This is a genomic window from Streptomyces echinatus, assembly GCF_014203595.1.
Classification (GTDB): Bacteria; Actinomycetota; Actinomycetes; order Streptomycetales; family Streptomycetaceae; genus Streptomyces; species Streptomyces echinatus.
The window spans coordinates 1-17,818 of sequence record NZ_JACHJK010000030.1 but is presented as its reverse complement, the minus strand read 5'-3'; the positions used below and the strand labels follow the sequence as shown (position 1 = coordinate 17,818).

Below are 17,818 nucleotides of genomic sequence, written 5' to 3'. Positions count from 1 at the left end.
CCTGGTCGAACTCACCCTCTGTACGGGGACGGCTACGGTGCGGCGGCGTCGATGGCCTTCACGATCCGCTTGTCCGAGACCGGGTAAGCCGTGCCCAGCGCGTGGGCGAAATAGCTGACCCGGAGCTCCTCGATCATCCAGCGGATGTCCAGGACCGAGGACGGCACCGGGCGGCCCTGCGGAAGCTGTTCCAGGAGCCAGGCGTACTCGTCCTGCATCTCGTGGACCTTCTCCATGCGCGTGGTGTCCCGCTGCACGTTCGTCGGCATCTGCTGCAGACGCCGGTCGGCGGCCACCATGTAGCGCATCAGGTCGGGCAGCCGCCGTATCCCCGCCCAGGTGACGAACCCGGGCTTCACGAGGGCGTCCAGCTGCTTGCGGACGTCCGTGAGGTTCGCGAGGAGGACAGGGCTGCCGACGGCCTTCAGGCGGCGCTCACAGGCCTGCCAGGCCGCGAGCACCTGCTGCACCTGCGCGACCGTGCGGACGGTGGTGTCCACGATCTCCGCGCGCACCTTGTCGTACAGCTTCCGGTACGACTCCTCGTCCCAGACCGGCCCCCCGAAGTCCGCGATGAGCTTGTCCGCCGCGGCCATCGCGCAGTCGTCGAACAGCGCCTGGATCGAGCCGTGCGGGTTGGCGGAGAGGGCCAGCTTCTGGGCGTTGGACAGCTTCTCGGAGGCGAACTTCGCCGGGTTCACCGGGATGTTCCGCAGGATCAGCCGGCGGGTGCCCCTCCACATGGCCTCCGCCTGCTCGGCCTCGGTGTCGAAGAGCCTTACGGAGACCGTGTCGCCGTCGTCCACCAGCGCCGGGTACGCCTTGACCGGCTGCCCGGCCCGGCGCGTCTCGAAGACCCGGCTGAGCGTGCCGATCGTCCAGTCCGTCAGACCCCCCCGCTCCAGCGACTCGCCGCCCTCCCGGGACGCGGTCGCCGCCGCGGCCTGGGACAGGGCCTTGCGGGCCTTCGGCTTCAGACTGAGCTTCAGCGCCTCCAGGTCCTTGTCCTCGGCCAGCTTCCGGCGCCGCTCGTCGACGATCCGGAAGGTGATCCTGAGGTGGTCGGGGACCTTCGCCCAGTCGAAGTCGTCCGCTTCGAAGGGAACGCCGACCATCCGCTTCAGCTCACGGGCCATCGTGACGGTCAGCGGCTCCTGGAGGGGCACCGCCCGCTCCAGGAACGCCCTCGCGTAGTTCGGCGCCGGTACGTAGTGGCGGCGGATCGGCTTGGGCAGGGAGCGGATCAGCTCCGTCACCACCTCCTCGCGCAGGCCGGGGATCTGCCAGTCGAAGCCCTCGTCCGTGACCTGGTTGAGCACCTGGAGCGGGACGTGCACCGTCACGCCGTCGGCGTCCGCGCCCGGCTCGAACTGGTAGGTGACCCGGAATTTCAGGTTCCGCTGGCTCCAGCTGTCCGGGTAGTCGGCCTTGGTGACCGCCTCCGCCGACTCCCGGATGAGCATCGCGCGCTCGAAGTCCAGGAAGTCCGGCTGCTCCTGCCGCTTGCGCTTCCACCAGGAGTCGAAGTGGGCGCCCGAGACGACGTGTTCGGGCACCCGCTGGTCGTAGAAGTCGAAGAGCGTGTCGTCGTCCACGACGATGTCCCGGCGCCGGGCACGGTGCTCCAGCTCCTCGACCTCGCTGAGGAGCTTGCGGTTGTCGGCGAAGAACTTGTGGTGCGTGCGCCAGTCGCCCTCCACCAGGGCGTTGCGGATGAACAGTTCACGGCTGACCTCGGGGTCGATCCGGCCGTAGTTCACCTTCCGCTGGGCGACGATCGGGACGCCGTAGAGCGTGACCTTCTCGTACGCCATCACGGCCGCCTGGTCCTTCTCCCAGTGCGGTTCGCTGTACGTCCGCTTCAGGAGGTGCCCGGCGAGCGGCTCCACCCACTCCGGCTCGATCCTGGCGTTGACCCGCGCCCACAGGCGGCTCGTCTCCACCAGCTCGGCCGACATCAGGAACTTCGGCTGCTTGCGGAACAGCGCCGAGCCCGGGAAGACCGCGAACTTGGCGTTGCGGGCGCCCAGGTACTCGTTCTTGTTGCCCTCCTTCACGTCCTTCATCCCGATGTGGGAGAGCAGGCCGGCGAGGAGGGAGACATGGACGCGGTCGGCCGGGGCGTCGTCCTCGTTGAGGTGGATGCCCATCTGCTTGGCGACCGTGCGCAGCTGGGTGTAGATGTCCTGCCACTCGCGGATGCGCAGGAAGTTCAGGTACTCCTGCTTGCACATCCGGCGGAAGGAGCTGGACCCGCGCTCCTTCTGCTGCTCGCGGACGTACCGCCACAGGTTCAGGTAGGCGAGGAAGTCGCTGGTCTCGTCCTTGAAGCGGGCGTGCTGCTGGTCGGCCTGGGCCTGCTTCTCGGCCGGGCGCTCGCGCGGGTCCTGGATGGACAGGGCGGCGGCGATGACCATGACCTCGCGGACACAGCCGTTGCGGTCGGCCTCCAGGACCATCCGGGCCAGACGGGGGTCGACGGGCAGCTGGGCCAGCTTGCGGCCGGTGTCCGTGAGCCGCTTGCGGACGTCCTTCTCGGCCGGGTCCAGCGCGTGCAGCTCCTGCAGCAGCTGTACGCCGTCACGGATGTTGCGGTGGTCCGGCGGGTCGATGAAGGGGAACTTCTCGATGTCGCCGAGGCCGGCGGCGGTCATCTGGAGGATGACGCTCGCCAGGTTCGTACGCAGGATCTCCGCGTCCGTGAACTCCGGGCGGGCGAGGAAGTCGTCCTCGGAGTACAGCCGGATGCAGATGCCGTCGGACGTACGACCGCAGCGGCCCTTGCGCTGGTTGGCGCTGGCCTGCGACACCGGCTCGATGGGCAGCCGCTGGACCTTGGTGCGGTGGCTGTAGCGGCTGATCCGGGCGAAGCCGGGGTCGATGACGTACTTGATGCCGGGGACGGTGAGGGAGGTCTCGGCGACGTTGGTGGCCAGAACGATCCTGCGCCCGGTGTGCGGCTGGAAGACCCGGTGCTGCTCGGCGTGGGACAGCCGGGCGTAGAGGGGCAGCACCTCGGTGAACCGGTACTTCTTCTTCTCCAGGGCGTCGGCGGTGTCCCGGATCTCCCGCTCGCCGGAGAGGAAGACGAGGATGTCGCCCTTCCCCTCGCCCATCAGCTCCTCGACGGCGTCCGTGATGGCGGTGATCTGGTCCCGGTCGGCGTCCTCGGAGTCCTCCTCCAGGAGGGGCCGGTAGCGCACCTCGACCGGGTACGTCCGGCCGCTGACCTCGACGATCGGGGCGTCGCCGAAGTGCCGGGAGAAGCGCTCCGGGTCGATGGTCGCCGAGGTGATGACGACCTTCAGGTCGGGGCGCTTGGGCAGCAGCTGGGCGAGGTAGCCCAGCAGGAAGTCGATGTTGAGGGACCGTTCGTGGGCCTCGTCGATGATGATCGTGTCGTAGGCGCGCAGCTCGCGGTCGGTCTGGATCTCCGCGAGCAGGATGCCGTCCGTCATCAGCTTGACGAAGGTGGCGTCCGGGTTCACCTGGTCGGTGAACCGGACCTTCCAGCCGACGGTTTCGCCGAGGGGTGTCTTCAGCTCGTCCGCGACCCGCTCGGCGACGGTCCGGGCGGCGATACGGCGGGGCTGGGTGTGCCCGATCATGCCGCGCACGCCCCGGCCCAGCTCCATACAGATCTTGGGGATCTGCGTGGTCTTGCCGGACCCGGTCTCACCGGCCACGATGACGACCTGGTGGTCGCGGATGGCCTCCGCGATCTCGTCCTTCTTCTGGCTGACCGGCAGCTGCTCGGGGTAGGTGACGGCCGGCACGCGGGAGCGCCGCGCGGCCATGCGGTCCTCGGCGCGGGCGATCTCGGTCTCGATCTCGGTGAGGACGACGGCGCGGGCCTCGGGCTTACGGATCTTGCGCGCGCCCTCGAGCCGCCGGCCGAGCCGGTGCGCGTCGCGCAGCGACAGCTCGGTCAGACGGGGGGCGAGGGTGCCGAGGGCGGGGGCGGGATGCGTAGACATACGCGGTCCAGGATCTCACCCCAGCCGAAAATCACGCGAACGAATTGAGGGGGCGGGCCGGGCAACCGCGACGGATCGGCACGCGGCGATCGACGGGCACCCTCAGAGGCGAGATGCCACAGTGATCTTTATGTCGGATTCGCCCCGCGGAGAGACGTCCCCCTTCGTTCCCGCCACCGTCCTGCTGGTGCTCATCGCCGCGGCGGCGGGCCTCTTCGCCGGCTCCTACACGTACGCCATGGCCAACCCCACCCCGCACAGCATCCCCACGGCGGTGATCCGCGGCTACGCCGAGCCGGCCGCCCGGCGGTTCGTCGACGGCATGGAGGAGGCCCTGGGCGCCTCCCTGAAGCTGCGCACGTACGCCGACCGGGCGGCGGCGCTACGAGCGGTGGACGAGCAGGAGGTGTTCGCGGTCGTCGAGGCACCCGCCGGCGGCCGGGCGCTCACCCTGGACGTGTCCGGGGCCTCCGGGGCGACGGTCGCCCAGCTGCTCGCCGAGGCGGCGGCGAAGGTGGGCAGGGCCACGGACACCCCCGTGGTGGTCCGTGATCTCAACCCGCTGCAGAAGGGCGACCCGAGAGGGCTCGCGATCTTCTACATCTCGCTCGCCGCCGTGATCATCGGATTCGTCGGGGCCATTCAGCTCAGCGTGCACGCGAAGGCGCTGAACCCCCTTGAGCGCATCGCCTTCATCGTCGCCTCCGCCGTGCTCGGCGGGTTCACGATCGCCGCGGTGGTGGACTGGTGGCTGAAGGCGCTGAAGCTGCCGTTCGTCGAGTCGTGGTTCATCCTCGCCCTGACGATGTTCACCTCCGGCATGGTGTTCACCATGTTCAACACCCTGATCGGGCGGTGGGCCATGCTGCCGACGTGGGGACTGATGGTGCTGCTCGGCAACCCGTCGTCCGGCGGTGCGGTCTCCTGGCCGTTGCTGCCGTCCCCGCTCGGCACGATCGGCCGCTGGCTGCCGCCCGGCGCCTCGGTGAACGCCCAGCACACCGCCGTGTACTTCCGGGGCCACCAGCACGCGTTCCCGTTCCTGGTGCTCGCGGGCTGGGCGCTCGTCTCCTGCGCGGTCTTCGTGATCTGGCGCGAGCGCCACCCGGGCGGCCGCCCGGCCCTGCCGGTCCCCGAGGCCTAGGGTCCGAGAGGCCCTAGGGGGCGCGCCGGTCGGGTGCGGACGGCGGGGCGGCTTCGGGGAGTCTGCGGGCCGGGCCGTCCCCGAGGGCGATCGACCTCGCCGTGTTGGAGATGGCCTTGATGCCGAGATACGCGGTGGTCATGCTGCTGACCGCGGTGAACGCGGCGGTCAGTATGCCGACGATCACCGCCTTGTCCCCGTCGAGCTGCCACACCCCGAAGATCGCGACTCCGGCGATCGCGAGGTTGCTGACGACGACCGCCAGCAGCCCGTAACGGGCCCGGTCCTTCTCCAGCTCGGTGTCCCGGATGGCTCTGGCCTCGTCCCGGCTCATCTCTCTCCCCCACCCCCCCGCACACCGCCGCGCGCGATCAGGCTGAACGTAGCGCCGACCGGTGACGGTGCCAAGGCGGCACGGTCACCGGTGACGGTGCCAAGGCGGCACGGTCACCGGAGTCGGTGCCGTGAGCCGATCCGGTGTCCGTGACCGGATCAGGGGTCGAGCAGGGCGGAGACGTCCCGAGCCGACCAGTGGCCGGTCGCGCCGGGGCAGGCCGCGATGTACGAGGCGACCGCTGTCACGTCCCAGGCGCCGGCGGACAGCAGGCCCGCGGCCAGGAACCTGACATAGGCGGCGGAAGGGGGGACCCATGGCACGTCGTTCATCCCCCATGGCGCCGTGAAGGTCAGCACGGGCATGCCCTCCAGCTGACCGGCACACACGAGCGTTTCGTAACGCCCTTCGCCCAGTACGGCACGTCGCCGGGTGAAGACCTCCTCCAGGTCCAGGTCCACGTCCGGCGCCCGGTACATCTCCTGGGCCGCGATGTCGGCGAACTGGCCGCTCGTCACCACATGCGCTCGGGCCAGCACGCGCCCGCTCGCCCCGGGGTCGTAGAAGGCCCGTCCTCCGCCCCACACGGGCGATCGGGTGGCGAAGTACATGGCGCCGGTCAGTTCCACCGGGATCGACCGGGCCGGCATGGCGGGGTCGCGGCATCCGGGGTACTCCCGTGCCGCGCCGGGCGGGCGCCCGCCCTTGATGTAGGCGGCGAGCCGGTCCAGGTGCGTGTTGGAGCCGTAGGAGGTGTACCAGACCCGCTCCGGGTGCCGGTCGAGCGGCAGTGACGGATCGATGCTCGGCAAGGCTTTCACCATGGTCAGCTCCGTCGGCGTACCGGTCGGCGTCGGTGAAACGAAAGAGCCCCTCTCCAGCGAGGCTGGAGAGGGGCTCAGGCCCTGGTCAGGGCGGCTGTGGCTGGGGCCGGGGTCGAACCGGCGACCTTCCGCTTTTCAGGCGGACGCTCGTACCAACTGAGCTACCCAGCCACGGTGTTTCACGTGAAACACCAGCGGTCCTGACGGGATTTGAACCCGCGGCCTCCACCTTGACAGGGTGGCGAGCACTCCAAACTGCTCCACAGGACCAAGCTTGCGTGCAACAGTGTCGCACACGGTATTGCGTGCCCCCAACGGGATTCGAACCCGTGCTACCGCCTTGAAAGGGCGGCGTCCTAGGCCGCTAGACGATGAGGGCTATCGGCCCGCCTGGGCGCTTCTCAGCGCGTCGGGGACGTGAGAAGCATATGGGATGGCGAGGGGTATCGCCAAAACGGTTTACGGCGAGGCCGTGGCGGTGCCCGGCGAGCCGGGAGCGGAGGGGGAGGGCGAGCGGGTGGCACCGGGTTGGTTCTCGTCCGCCAGGTGGCGGCTGACCTCGGCCGTCGTCAGGCCGAGTCCCCCCAGCCGGATCGCGTCCCAGGCCTGCAGCCGGCGGCTGTCCCGGTCGAAGTAGAGGATCGAGGCCTCGATCGGGGCGGGGTACTTGTGCTCCACGGCGCGCAGCCCGCTGCCGCCGGTCGAGCCCTCCATGCGCAGCCGCGTGCCGTACGGCAGCATCTCCGTCCCCTCGTGGTGCAGGTGCCCGCAGAGCACCAGCGGCACCTGGCCGTCCGTCTCGCGGGCGGCGGACGGCTCGTGCGCGACCGCCACGTCCACGGGGGTGCCGGCGGCCTGCTGGTCGCGCAGGGCGCTGGCCAGCCGGGCCCCCGCGAGTTCCTCGGAGGCCTCGCTGCCGGGCACCACCGAACGGTCGGGGGTGAACTGCGGATCACCGATGCCCGCGAACCGCAGGCCCGCCACCGTCCGCGCCCGGCCGTCGTCCAGGACGCGCACGTTCTTCATGCGCTCCAGGTAGCGCTGGGTGGTCCGGGAGTCATGGTTGCCGCGCACCCAGACGTACGGCACGCCCAGGTCCCGGACCGGGTCCAGGAAGCCGTTCTCCGCCGCAGCGCCGTGGTCCATCGTGTCCCCGGAGTCGACGATCACGTTCACCTGGTACTGCTTCACCAGCGAACCGATGATCTTCCAGCTCGCCGGGTTGAGGTGGATGTCCGACACGTGCAGGACCCGGATGGTGGAGGGGTCCGGCCGGTAGGCGGGGAGGGTGGACGTGACGTCGTAGAGCTTCGTCACGTTCGTCACCAGGCGGGCCAACTCCTTCTGGTACACGTCGAATTCCGTGACGATGCTGCGCGCGTTGCCGACCACGGACGGCGCCGAGCTGAGCAGCCCGGAGAACCTCGGCTCCAGGACCGACTTCGGGTTCCAGGTGGCGTACGCGGACGCTCCCGAGGCGGCCAGCAGGGCCAGGGCCAGCCCGCCGGCGGTCAGGGCCCGGCGCGGGCGGCGGTAGACCGCGAGGCCGAGGGCGGTGGCCCCGGAGACCACGGCTACGCAGGAGCGCACCGCCAGGTCGAGCGTGCCGTGCTCGACGTCCCGGGCCACCTCGTCCTGGAGCCCGGAGAGCCGCTCGGGGTGGTCGACGAGGGCCTGGGAGCGCTCGGGGTCGAGCTGGTCGACGTTCACGTCCAGACGGACCGGGGCGATGTGACTGTCCAGGCTGAGCGCGCCCAGGGGAGAGATGTTGATCTTCGTGCCGCCGCTGACGGAGGGGCGCAGCGCCATCGTCGTGTCCATCGGGCCGACCGGGGCCCGGACGTTGCCGACGATCAGCAGGCCCAGCCAGGCGCCGACGAGGACGACCGCGGTGAGCCCGAGGGCGCGCAGCCAGGGGCGGGGGCGGGCGGCGAGTTCGAGACGGGGAAGCGGGCGGTGGCGGGCGGGGCGGATGCGGTTCGGGGTCCGGTTCAGCATGGTGCTCAGGGCTGCGGGGACGCGGGCCATTGGTCCCGTATGCCCGTGCCGCGGCGCGGATATGCGACGGCCCGGCACTCTCGTACGGGCCGTTCGTACCGGACAATGACCATGTGCTGGAGATGACGCGCGAGGAGTTCGAGGAACTGGTCGCCGAGGCGCTCGACCGGATTCCGCCGGAGCTGACACGGCTGATGGACAACGTCGCGGTGTTCGTCGAGGACGAGCCGCCCGCCGACGATCCCGAGCTGCTCGGGCTCTACGAGGGGACACCGCTCACCGACCGGGGCGAGTGGTACGCGGGTGTCCTGCCGGACCGGATCACCGTCTACCGGGGGCCGACGCTCAGGATGTGCGAGAGCCGCGAGGACGTGGTCGCGGAGACCGAGGTGACCGTGGTGCACGAGATCGCCCACCACTTCGGCATCGACGACACCCGCCTGCACGCCCTCGGCTACGGGTGAGCGCGGGGAGGCGTACGTCCGGGCGGCGGTGCGCGGGGTGCGCAGGGGGGCGCTGACGCCGGTGGGGCCGAGCGCCGGCGGCCGTGGGCCCGTGCGCCTCTGCGCGCGGGGCGCGTGTCCTCTTGCGGGCGGCGGGAGTTGGGCAGGTTGACTCCTTTCCCCGCCCCCGGAGGTGGCCGCCGTGCGCCCTTTGAACGTACCCGTCCGTCTCGCCGTGACGGTCCTGGCCGTCAGCGCCGCCGCCGGCTGCGTGAACGTGGGCGACGACGCGGGCCGGGCCCGTCCCTCCCACTCGGCGGGGCAGCGCGGCGGCGAGGCGCCCGACGGCGTCCCCGTGGCGGATGTGGGCGGCTACGCCGACGAGGGCGTGGCCGCTGACGGCAAGCGCGGGCACGGCGGCAAGGCCAGGCCGGGCCGGTCGGCCCCGGCGCCGGCCGGCCCGTCGGGCACGGGCAGCGCGTCGCAGACGCCGGGGAAGCCGGGAAGGCCCGGGAAGCCGGGGGAGCCGGGGAAGACCGACCCGCCCGGGGATCCGGCGCCGACCGAGGTGGAGCCGACGCCCCCGGCCAGCTCCGCCCCGCCCGAGCCGCCGGCCACCACCCCGCCGCCGCCCGTCACGGAGCAGCCGTCGGCCGAGCCGTCCTCGTCGGCGCACGAGGAGACGGGGCCGCAGCTGGTCCAGCGGGAGCCGGCACCCGCGGCGGGCGTTCCGGTGTGACGTTCGCCGCACCGGGCCGGGGACGAAGCCGGGCGGGGACGGTTCGCGAGACACCGGTTCGGTACCGCCGGGAGCCGCCTGTGGGGGCGGCAGCCCTTGCGGCGACCGGAAAGCGGCGCCGGCCGGAATCGGGGACCGGGCGGGCCGGAGCCGGGGGAGTGATCTCCCGCCGACGTGCGGCTCCACACATCGGTTTGCCTTCGGGGGTGGAGGGTGCGTATGGTGGTAGATCGTTTGATCCCATTTGCCCGGCGCCACTGCAGAGCGCGCCGTGTGGCGCGTACTCTCCCTTACCGTGGCGGACCGCATTGAGGCGGTCGTGAGCGATTCACGGAGTTGACGGGCGCGTGCCGAAGAGACTCCGGAAGGTTTCGCATTCGCATGTCCGTGTCCAGTACTGATCAGATCGTCATGCCCGAGAACGACAACGAGCTCGTGGACGTGACGACCGAGGTCACCGAGGCCGTCGAGGCCGCTGACACCACCCCCCAGACCACCTTCGCCGACCTCGGCCTCCCCGAGGGCGTCGTGCGCAAGCTCGCGCAGAACGGCGTGACGACCCCCTTCCCGATCCAGGCCGCGACCATCCCGGACGCCCTGGCCGGCAAGGACATCCTCGGCCGTGGCCGCACCGGCTCCGGCAAGACCCTCTCCTTCGGTCTGCCGACCCTGGCCCTGCTGGCCGGCGGCCGCACCGAGAAGAAGCGGCCCCGCGCCGTCATCCTCACGCCGACCCGTGAGCTGGCCATGCAGGTCGCCGACGCCCTCCAGCCGTACGGCGACGTCGTCGGCCTGAAGATGAAGGTCGTCTGCGGCGGCACCTCCATGGGCAACCAGATCTACGCCCTGGAGCGCGGCGTCGACATCCTCGTCGCCACCCCGGGCCGCCTGCGGGACATCATCAACCGCGGCGCCTGCTCCCTGGAGGACGTGCAGATCACCGTCCTCGACGAGGCCGACCAGATGTCCGACCTGGGCTTCCTGCCCGAGGTCACCGAGCTGCTCGACCAGGTCCCGGCCGACGGCCAGCGCATGCTCTTCTCCGCCACGATGGAGAACGAGATCCAGACCCTGGTCGACCGCTACCTGAACAGCCCCGTCTCCCACGAGGTGGACGCGGCCCAGGGCGCGGTGACGACCATGTCGCACCACATCCTCATCGTGAAGCCCAAGGACAAGGCGCCGGTCACCGCCGCGATCGCCTCCCGCAAGGGCCGCACGATCATCTTCGTCCGCACCCAGCTGGGCGCCGACCGCGTCGCCGAGCAGCTGCGCGAGGCCGGCGTGAAGGCCGACGCGCTGCACGGCGGCATGACCCAGGGCGCCCGTACCCGCACCCTGGCCGACTTCAAGGACGGCTACGTCAACGTCCTGGTCGCCACCGACGTCGCCGCGCGCGGCATCCACGTCGACGGCATCGACCTGGTCCTGAACGTGGACCCGGCCGGCGACCACAAGGACTACCTGCACCGCGCGGGCCGCACCGCTCGCGCCGGCCGCACCGGCACGGTCGTCTCGCTGTCGCTGCCGCACCAGCGCCGCCAGATCTTCCGCCTGATGGAGGACGCGGGCGTCGACGCCGCGCGCCACATCATCCAGGGCGCCGGCACCTTCGACCCGGAGGTCGCCGAGATCACCGGCGCCCGCTCCATGACCGAGGTCCAGTCCGAGTCCGCGGGCAACGCCGCCCAGCAGGCCGAGCGCGAGGTCGCCCAGCTCGCCAAGCAGCTGGAGCGCGCCCAGCGCCGCGCGGCCGAGCTGCGCGAGGAGGCCGACCGGCTGGTCGCCCGGGTCGCCCGCGAGCGCGGCGAGGACCCGGAGGCCGCGGTGGCCGAGGCGCAGGCGACGGCCGCGGAGGAGCTGGCCGTGGCCGAGGAGCCGGTGGCCCGCGAGACCGAGCGCGAGGAGCGTCCGGCGGCGGCCCCGTACGAGCGCCGGGAGCGCCGTGGCTTCGAGCGCCGTGACGACCGTGGCGGCCGTGGCTTCGAGCGCCGTGACGACCGTGGCGGCGAGCGCCGTCCGTTCGACCGTGACCGCGGCTTCGAGCGCCGTGACGACCGTGGCGGCCGTGGCTTCGAGCGCCGTGACGACCGTGGCGGCGAGCGCCGTCCGGTCGACCGTGACCGTGACCGTGACCGTGACCGTGACCGCGGCTTCGACCGCCGTGACGACCGCGGTGGCCGTGGCTTCGAGCGCCGTGACGACCGTGGCGGCCGTTCCTTCGAGCGTCGCGACGACCGTGGCGGCGACCGCCGTCCGGTCGACCGTGACCGTGGCGGCCGTTCCTTCGAGCGCCGTGACGACCGTGGCGGCTTCCGTCGCGACGAGCGTGGCGGGCACCGGGGCAGCGACCGTCCGTTCAACCGTGACCGCCGCGACGACCGCCCGGGCTTCCGCACCGGTGGCCACGACCGCCCCTACGGCCGTCGTGACGACCACCGTGGCACCGGCTCCTTCGGCCGCCGCGACGACAAGCCGCGCTGGAAGCGCAACGGCTGACACCGAGTGAGGTGAGGAAGGGCCCGTACGACTTCGGTCGTACGGGCCCTTCCGGCGTTCCGGACCGGCGACGGCGGGGGTTCGGCCGCCGTCCGGGCGGGGGCCGGGGCCGGCGACGGGCCCCGCGAGGGGATCTTCCGGCCACACCGCATGTCCGAGTGACGCATGTCACGCCCTCCGCGAGGGAATTGCTGGGGGCATGACAGATGACGCGAGAGCGGGCGGGCAGCCGGAAGCGGGTGGGCGGCCGGGAGGTTCCGGCCTTTCGGACGAGGAACGGCTGGCGCAGCTCGGCTACACCCAGGTCCTCGCCCGCCGCATGTCGGCGTTCTCGAACTACGCCGTCTCCTTCACGATCATCTCGGTCCTCTCCGGCTGCCTGACGCTCTATCTGTTCGGCATGACCACGGGCGGCCCCGCGGTGATCACCTGGGGCTGGGTGGCGGTGGGGCTCATGACGCTCTTCGTGGGCCTGTCGATGGCCGAGATCTGCTCGGCCTACCCCACCTCGGCCGGCCTGTACTTCTGGGCGCACCGCCTGGCACCCCCGCGCTCGGCGGCGGCCTGGGCCTGGTTCACGGGCTGGTTCAACGTGCTGGGACAGGTCGCGGTGACCGCGGGCATCGACTTCGGCGCCGCCTCCTTCCTGGGCGCCTACCTGAACCTCCAGTTCGGTTTCGGGGTGACGCCGGGCCGCACCGTGGCGCTGTTCGCGGCGATCCTCGTCCTGCACGGACTGCTGAACACCTTCGGCGTCCGGATCGTGGCCTTCCTGAACAGCGTGAGCGTGTGGTGGCACGTCGTGGGCGTGGCGGTGATCGTCGGCGCCCTGGCGCTGGTGCCCGACCACCACCGGTCACCGGATTTCGTCTTCACCGAGTTCGTCAACCGGACGGGCTGGGGCAGCGGTCCGTACGTGGTCCTCCTCGGCCTGCTGATGGCCCAGTACACCTTCACCGGCTACGACGCCTCGGCCCATATGACGGAGGAGACCCACGACGCGTCGACGGCCGGCCCCAAGGGCATCGTCCGCTCGATCTGGACGTCCTGGATCGCCGGCTTCGTGCTGCTCCTCGGATTCACGTTCGCCATCCAGTCGTACGACGCGGAACTGGCCACCCCCACGGGCGCCCCGCCGGCCCAGATCCTCCTGGACGCGCTCGGCGCGACGACCGGAAAGCTGCTCCTGCTGGTGGTGATCGGCGCCCAGCTCTTCTGCGGCATGGCCTCCGTCACCGCCAACAGCCGCATGATCTACGCCTTTTCACGGGACGGCGCACTGCCCTTCTCCCGCGTCTGGCACACGGTCAGCCCGCGCACCCGGACCCCCGTCGCGGCGGTCTGGCTGGCCGCGCTCGGCGCCCTGGCCCTGGGCCTGCCCTATCTGATCAACACGACGGCCTACGCGGCGGTCACCTCGATCGCGGTCATCGGGCTCTACATCGCGTACGTCATCCCGACCTTCCTCCGGGTCCGCAAGGGCGCCGCCTTCGACCGGGGCCCCTGGCACCTGGGCCGCTGGTCGGGGCTCATCGGGATCGTCTCGGTGAGCTGGGTGCTGGTGATCACGGTCCTCTTCATGCTCCCGCAGGTCTCCCCGGTCACCTGGAAGACCTTCAACTACGCCCCGGTCGCCGTCCTGGTCGTCCTCGGCTTCGCGGCGACCTGGTGGCTGGCCTCGGCCCGCCACTGGTTCCTCGCCCGCACCCCCGCCCAGGCTCCCATCCCGGCCGAAAAGTGACCATCTCCCCGCTCCTGCCCCTGGCGACGCGGCCGTGTCCCCGATACCCGATCGGCGACACGGCCTCGTCCGGCTATGCTCGGACAAGCAACATCGCCTGGGCCCTTAGCTCAATTGGCAGAGCAGTGGACTTTTAATCCATTGGTTGTGGGTTCGAGTCCCACAGGGCCTACGGGTTGCGGGCGGGGGTTAACCCCTCTGACCTGCTACGCAGCGCTCGGGTCGGCTTCGGTCGACTCGGGCGCTGCTTCGTTTTCCGGCTCTTGCGCGAGCGATGCGTGAGCGGGCGTGCGCACGTCCTGTGGATCGGGTGCATCCAGGACTGGCCGAGTTCGCAGGCGTGTACGGTTCCCTGGGGTATCGACAGCGGTCAGCGGGGGAACCGTTGGATCTTCGGCATCAGACGGCGAACTTCGTCAACGCGTCCTGGTCGATGGTGGGGCTGCGCGACCTGATCTACGAGATGCTGAGTCTCCTCTTTACGGAACTCAGCGAGCACGGTGGCATGGCCGGCGACAACGATGCGGGCCGGGCCTTCGCCACGGTGTACAAGGAAGCCGTCGCGACGGTGTTCGACAAGTCCGGCTTCGCTCATCAAGTGATGGCCAACGGTGCTGGCGCTCTGCTCAAGTCGTCGGAGGAGCTCCTCAAGCAGGAGAGCAAGATCGCGGCGGAACTCCTGGGGAAGAGCCCGCTGGACATGGGGATCGGCGCGCAGCCGTCCGGCCCTGACTGCAACCCGCGGGCGAGCCACAACGCGCAGGACCTGCCTGAGGTCGTCGGCGAGACCAGTGGCGTCGATCAGTACCTCTTCAATGAACGCTTCCTGGGGCAGCCCCACAAGCTTCGGGCAGTGGCCAAGACGTGGCGTCAGGCGTCCAAGATTCTGGAAGACGCCTACTGGGACTCGGAGGCCGCGTGGAGGACCGCAACGCTGGACCAGGCCGGTGAGACAGCGAGCGCGGTCAAGGGCTTCTTCGAGAAGTTCGTCGGCAAGAACCCGCCGCCCGGTGAGCTCGGCGAGCACGAGACGCTCATGGCGAATCTTCCCGTCGCCTGCAAGATGCTTGCCAATGCGTGCGACGCCTACGCCGATCACATAGAGACAGCCAAGCGGCGGCTGCCCTACGAGGAGACCTCACCCCTCGACAATCTCTGGCCGTGGGAGCAGCCGAGTCTCGGAGGAGACGGCCACGACGGTGGGCTGCATGAACTCGCCGCGGGGGACATGCGGATCGCTGCCCTCGGCAAGATCCCACCGGCCCTGGACAGCTCCAAGGCACGCGTGCCGATGCCGCAGCCGGACAGCGGTGGCTTCATACCTGGCGTGCCGCCGCTCCTTGGTCCACTGATCCGCATACCGACCCTGGTGCCGGCCGCCTACCGCCCGGCAAACGGCCCACGAGTCCAGCCGATCTCACCGGAGATTCCGCCAGACCCACGCTTCCCGCTACTCAAGCCTGGCGAACAGAAGAACTTCCAGACCTGGCTGAACTCCCTGCGTTCGGGGGACTTCTCAGGCGGCAGGCCGGCCGAGGTCGCCTACCAGATGCGGGTGGCCGGCTATCCCGAATACGAAGTGCCCATCCCGGCCGGGCACAGCGTGAACAACACGCTCATGGTGGACGGGTTCCGTGAGGCCGACGGGATGGCCATCGAGGCCAAGTACGTCAACAAGCCGAACCAGCGGTGCTACCGCTCGCTCGACGAACTCCGCGTGAACCACGAGAGCGGAAAGAAGGACTTCCTCTATCGGTCGGATCGTGACGAGCTGAAGAAATACGCCGCCGCGCTCCGCGACCCGCGTAACAAGGAGATGCGCGGAGTGGAGACGGTCACCAACAACCAGGAAGCCGTCCAGTACTGGCGCATCATGATGGCCGCCTACGGCGTCAAGGGCCATGCACGCTACGTCCCCTGACTCCGCCCCCTCGCACAGGAAGCAGACTCTTATGGAACCGGAGCAGATCGCGGAACTGCGCACCATGTACATCTTCACCCCGCTGAACGGGCAGAGCTGGGGACTGACCTACGAGGGCCTGGAATCCCGGCTCCGGGAACGCAACCCCGACGAGTTCATCCGGGTCGACGACGGAACTGACGGTCCCATCAGCGGGTCGTCGATGCACTTCGGGATCACCCTGGACGACGAGCAGCTGGAAGGCATGGCACTGCTGTCTCCCGAAGGGGTCTCAGTCAAGGACTGCACCGCACATTCGGCGGCGAGGTTCGTTCTCTGGCTGAGGAACATCGTGGTGCCAGATGGTATGGCCGTCATGTTCAACACGGAATGGGGTCTGGAGGCCGACCTCCCGGATGCTCCCGTCCCGGATGCCACGCGCCCGCGCATCGCCGCCGCCTTCACGGAGCACCTCGTGCAAACGGGCGACCTCGACTGAACCTGACGGTGGGGAGATCGCAGTTCCGTGCCATCGTTACAGCTCGGGCGTTTGCCAGCGCCATTGAGGCTTCCGACGATCCGCCGCTGCTGGTAGTCCTCAATTCCTGCCACTCCGCCAGCCAAATCAACGACCTTGTTGAGACGGTTCCCTTTGCGATCGGCATGGCGGACAAGATCGGAGACTCAGACGCGATCACGTACGCTGCGCGCTTCTATGCTTCCGTCGCTGACGGTCAATCGATTGGGGCCGCACACAGGCTCGGGCGGGCTGCGCTGGAACTTGCTGGTTTGCCTAGCCACGAACTGCCGACCCTCGCCTGCGCAGCTGACGTGGATGCGGCAGCCGCGTTCCTCGTACAACGACCGGAGTAGTTCTGGATGCGGTATGTGCGGTTTCGGGCCGAGGGGAGGAAGGGGGCGGCGTGCTTCAGCGGAGCGGGGTCAGGGACTCATGTGGCCAGCTCGTTGCTCCAGGACTTTGCAGCCTTCCCCCACTGTTCAGGGCTGCGATAACGCGTGAGCGATGCGTGAGCGGATGCGGTGGCACGAGCTGGCATGGGGCAGACTGACGATCACCTTGGATGTGCGCTGACCAGGTGATTCCGGATGCGCAGTCACCGTTCGGAATCACCCGGCAACCTTTGGCCAGGACTTTTAATCCATTGGTTGTGGGTTCGAGTCCCACAGGGCCTACCGATGGCGGGCGGGGGATATGGCCCCTGACCTGCGGTGCAGCGCCTGAGTCGGCTTCGGTCGGCTCGGGCGCTGACTCGTTTTCGGCGCGTTGCGCGGGCGGTGTGTGAGCGGACGTGCCAATGGCCTGCGGATCGGTTGCCGCTGGAGCTGACGAGACGGGGAACACCTTTGCCGCCTTCTCGGCGATCTCACGGTCCAGCACGGGGGGCAGACTCGCTGCCCAGTGGGAGCTGACCACAGCCCGTCAGCCCGCCCGCGTCTTGATCACCCGGATCTCCAGCGCACCGGCCGAAACCCTGCACCAAACCGCCGCGCCGAAGCCGCTGGGCGACGCTTGATCAGCGCAGGCTCAGTCCCCACCCAGGCTGATGCCCTCGCCGTCTACCGTGGCGAGGGCAGGCCGTTGGTGTCTTACGCGGCTTGACCGCCTATGCGGCGTCGGCTTCTCATGGAACGCCTGCGGTATCAGCCTGCGTGACGGGCAACAGGGCGACGGCCCACGCCAGAACCTCGACCAAGTGCTCGGCCAGGAGCCCGATGTGCGGATCCGGCTGGACCAGGGCGGTGACATAACCACGGGCGGTGCGCTCCCTGGCCCATTCGTGGTCGAGGTCGGTGAAGTCGTCGTCGATCCAGATGACGGGCGCGTCGCCGAGCCAGCCGTCGACGTGGTCGCGTTTCCACAGGTATTGCGTCCTGAACGCGTGAAGGAGTTGGTAGTAGGACAGCTTCCAATTGCGGTGCTGTGTGGAAGATGAAGGATTCGTGGCCCTTCGGAGCCGCCCTGCGGGGGGAGGCTTCAAACCGCCTCATGCTGCGTTGGCTGAAGACCGTCGTGGTGAGCGATGAGGAAAAGGCGTCGTAAGAGGCGTCAGGTGGGGACCGGGAAGACGAACGCAAGTGAATCGCTGCTGACGTGTCGAAAGAAAACCAGACGACATCAAAACCGGGGTGTTACCTGAACTCCGGGATAAGCCTGGCGGGAGCCCGTTTATTGGCCAGGCGGTGTCCGGCATGCAGGC

12 protein-coding genes, 4 tRNA genes and 1 pseudogene are annotated in these 17,818 nt (G+C 69.8%); 9 read left to right on the top strand and 8 right to left on the bottom strand.

The genetic code is table 11. The features are described from left to right. Nucleotides 1-32: 32 nt before the first annotated feature. Nucleotides 33-3,977 (bottom strand): ATP-dependent RNA helicase HrpA, encoded by a 3,945-nt coding sequence (hrpA, locus tag FHS34_RS40320; protein ID WP_184975439.1) that lies wholly within the window; start codon nt 3,975-3,977, stop codon nt 33-35. Between the two features lie 130 nt (nt 3,978-4,107). Here hrpA and FHS34_RS40315 point away from each other — a divergent pair, with 130 nt between their 5' ends. After that, nucleotides 4,108-5,121, top strand: coding sequence for an ABC transporter permease (locus FHS34_RS40315; protein WP_184975436.1), 1,014 nt, complete (start codon nt 4,108-4,110; stop codon nt 5,119-5,121). Between the two features lie 13 nt (nt 5,122-5,134). On the opposite strand, the gene FHS34_RS40310 is transcribed toward FHS34_RS40315, so the two are convergent. The 6 genes from FHS34_RS40310 to FHS34_RS40285 form a co-directional block, all read right to left on the bottom strand. Beyond that, complete coding sequence (locus FHS34_RS40310; protein ID WP_184975433.1) at nt 5,135-5,455, bottom strand: 6TM ABC transporter family protein; 321 nt, start codon at nt 5,453-5,455, stop codon at nt 5,135-5,137. A gap of 158 nt (nt 5,456-5,613) precedes the next feature. After that, on the bottom strand, nt 5,614-6,279 hold the full coding sequence (locus FHS34_RS40305; protein ID WP_221510072.1) for a histone deacetylase: 666 nt from the start codon (nt 6,277-6,279) through the stop codon (nt 5,614-5,616). A gap of 97 nt (nt 6,280-6,376) precedes the next feature. After that, nucleotides 6,377-6,450: transfer RNA gene (locus FHS34_RS40300), tRNA-Phe, on the bottom strand. Between the two features lie 24 nt (nt 6,451-6,474). After that, a tRNA-Asp gene (locus FHS34_RS40295) sits at nt 6,475-6,549 on the bottom strand. A 36-nt stretch (nt 6,550-6,585) separates the two neighbouring features. Continuing rightward, nucleotides 6,586-6,658, bottom strand: a tRNA-Glu gene (locus FHS34_RS40290). Nucleotides 6,659-6,738: 80 nt separating this feature from the next. Continuing rightward, entirely contained in the window at nt 6,739-8,307 is a 1,569-nt protein-coding gene (locus FHS34_RS40285) for a metallophosphoesterase family protein (protein WP_184975430.1), read from the bottom strand. Between the two features lie 83 nt (nt 8,308-8,390). Here FHS34_RS40285 and FHS34_RS40280 point away from each other — a divergent pair, with 83 nt between their 5' ends. The 8 genes from FHS34_RS40280 to FHS34_RS40245 all read left to right on the top strand — a co-directional run bounded on the left by FHS34_RS40280 (nt 8,391) and on the right by FHS34_RS40245 (nt 16,472). Continuing rightward, nucleotides 8,391-8,741 carry a metallopeptidase family protein gene (locus tag FHS34_RS40280; protein WP_184975426.1) on the top strand — a complete coding sequence of 117 codons (351 nt, stop codon included), beginning with the start codon at nt 8,391-8,393 and terminating at the stop codon, nt 8,739-8,741. A 181-nt stretch (nt 8,742-8,922) separates the two neighbouring features. Next, entirely contained in the window at nt 8,923-9,459 is a 537-nt protein-coding gene (locus FHS34_RS40275) for a hypothetical protein (RefSeq protein WP_184975423.1), read from the top strand. Between the two features lie 381 nt (nt 9,460-9,840). Then, nucleotides 9,841-11,958, top strand: a complete 2,118-nt coding sequence (locus FHS34_RS40270; RefSeq protein WP_184975420.1) for a DEAD/DEAH box helicase — start codon at nt 9,841-9,843, stop codon at nt 11,956-11,958. A gap of 199 nt (nt 11,959-12,157) precedes the next feature. Continuing rightward, a complete protein-coding gene (locus FHS34_RS40265) occupies nt 12,158-13,699 on the top strand; it encodes an amino acid permease (RefSeq protein WP_184975417.1) in 1,542 nt (513 codons plus the stop codon). A gap of 99 nt (nt 13,700-13,798) precedes the next feature. Beyond that, a tRNA-Lys gene (locus FHS34_RS40260) sits at nt 13,799-13,871 on the top strand. 213 nt (nt 13,872-14,084) lie between these two features. Continuing rightward, the gene (locus FHS34_RS40255) at nt 14,085-15,620 is read left to right on the top strand and encodes a restriction endonuclease fold toxin-2 domain-containing protein (RefSeq protein ID WP_225817445.1); all 1,536 of its coding nucleotides are present in this window, start codon (nt 14,085-14,087) and stop codon (nt 15,618-15,620) included. A gap of 31 nt (nt 15,621-15,651) precedes the next feature. After that, nucleotides 15,652-16,098 (top strand): hypothetical protein, encoded by a 447-nt coding sequence (locus tag FHS34_RS40250; RefSeq protein ID WP_184975414.1) that lies wholly within the window; start codon nt 15,652-15,654, stop codon nt 16,096-16,098. Nucleotides 16,099-16,106: 8 nt separating this feature from the next. Next, on the top strand, nt 16,107-16,472 hold the full coding sequence (locus FHS34_RS40245) for a hypothetical protein (protein WP_225817444.1): 366 nt from the start codon (nt 16,107-16,109) through the stop codon (nt 16,470-16,472). Nucleotides 16,473-17,242: 770 nt separating this feature from the next. Here FHS34_RS40245 and FHS34_RS40240 read toward each other — a convergent pair. Next, nucleotides 17,243-17,485 (bottom strand): annotated as a pseudogene (locus FHS34_RS40240) (hypothetical protein); the annotation flags it as partial. Nucleotides 17,486-17,818 lie beyond the last annotated feature (333 nt).

Coding starts and splice junctions, on each gene's coding strand:
- FHS34_RS40270 (WP_184975420.1), top strand. CDS start 9,841: ATGTCCGTGTCCAGTACTGATCAGATCGTCATGCCCGAGAACGACAAC.
- FHS34_RS40315 (WP_184975436.1), top strand. CDS start 4,108: ATGTCGGATTCGCCCCGCGGAGAGACGTCCCCCTTCGTTCCCGCCACC.
- FHS34_RS40265 (WP_184975417.1), top strand. CDS start 12,158: ATGACAGATGACGCGAGAGCGGGCGGGCAGCCGGAAGCGGGTGGGCGG.
- FHS34_RS40310 (WP_184975433.1), bottom strand. CDS start 5,455: ATGAGCCGGGACGAGGCCAGAGCCATCCGGGACACCGAGCTGGAGAAG.
- hrpA (WP_184975439.1), bottom strand. CDS start 3,977: ATGTCTACGCATCCCGCCCCCGCCCTCGGCACCCTCGCCCCCCGTCTG.
- FHS34_RS40250 (WP_184975414.1), top strand. CDS start 15,652: ATGGAACCGGAGCAGATCGCGGAACTGCGCACCATGTACATCTTCACC.
- FHS34_RS40285 (WP_184975430.1), bottom strand. CDS start 8,307: ATGGCCCGCGTCCCCGCAGCCCTGAGCACCATGCTGAACCGGACCCCG.
- FHS34_RS40305 (WP_221510072.1), bottom strand. CDS start 6,279: ATGGTGAAAGCCTTGCCGAGCATCGATCCGTCACTGCCGCTCGACCGG.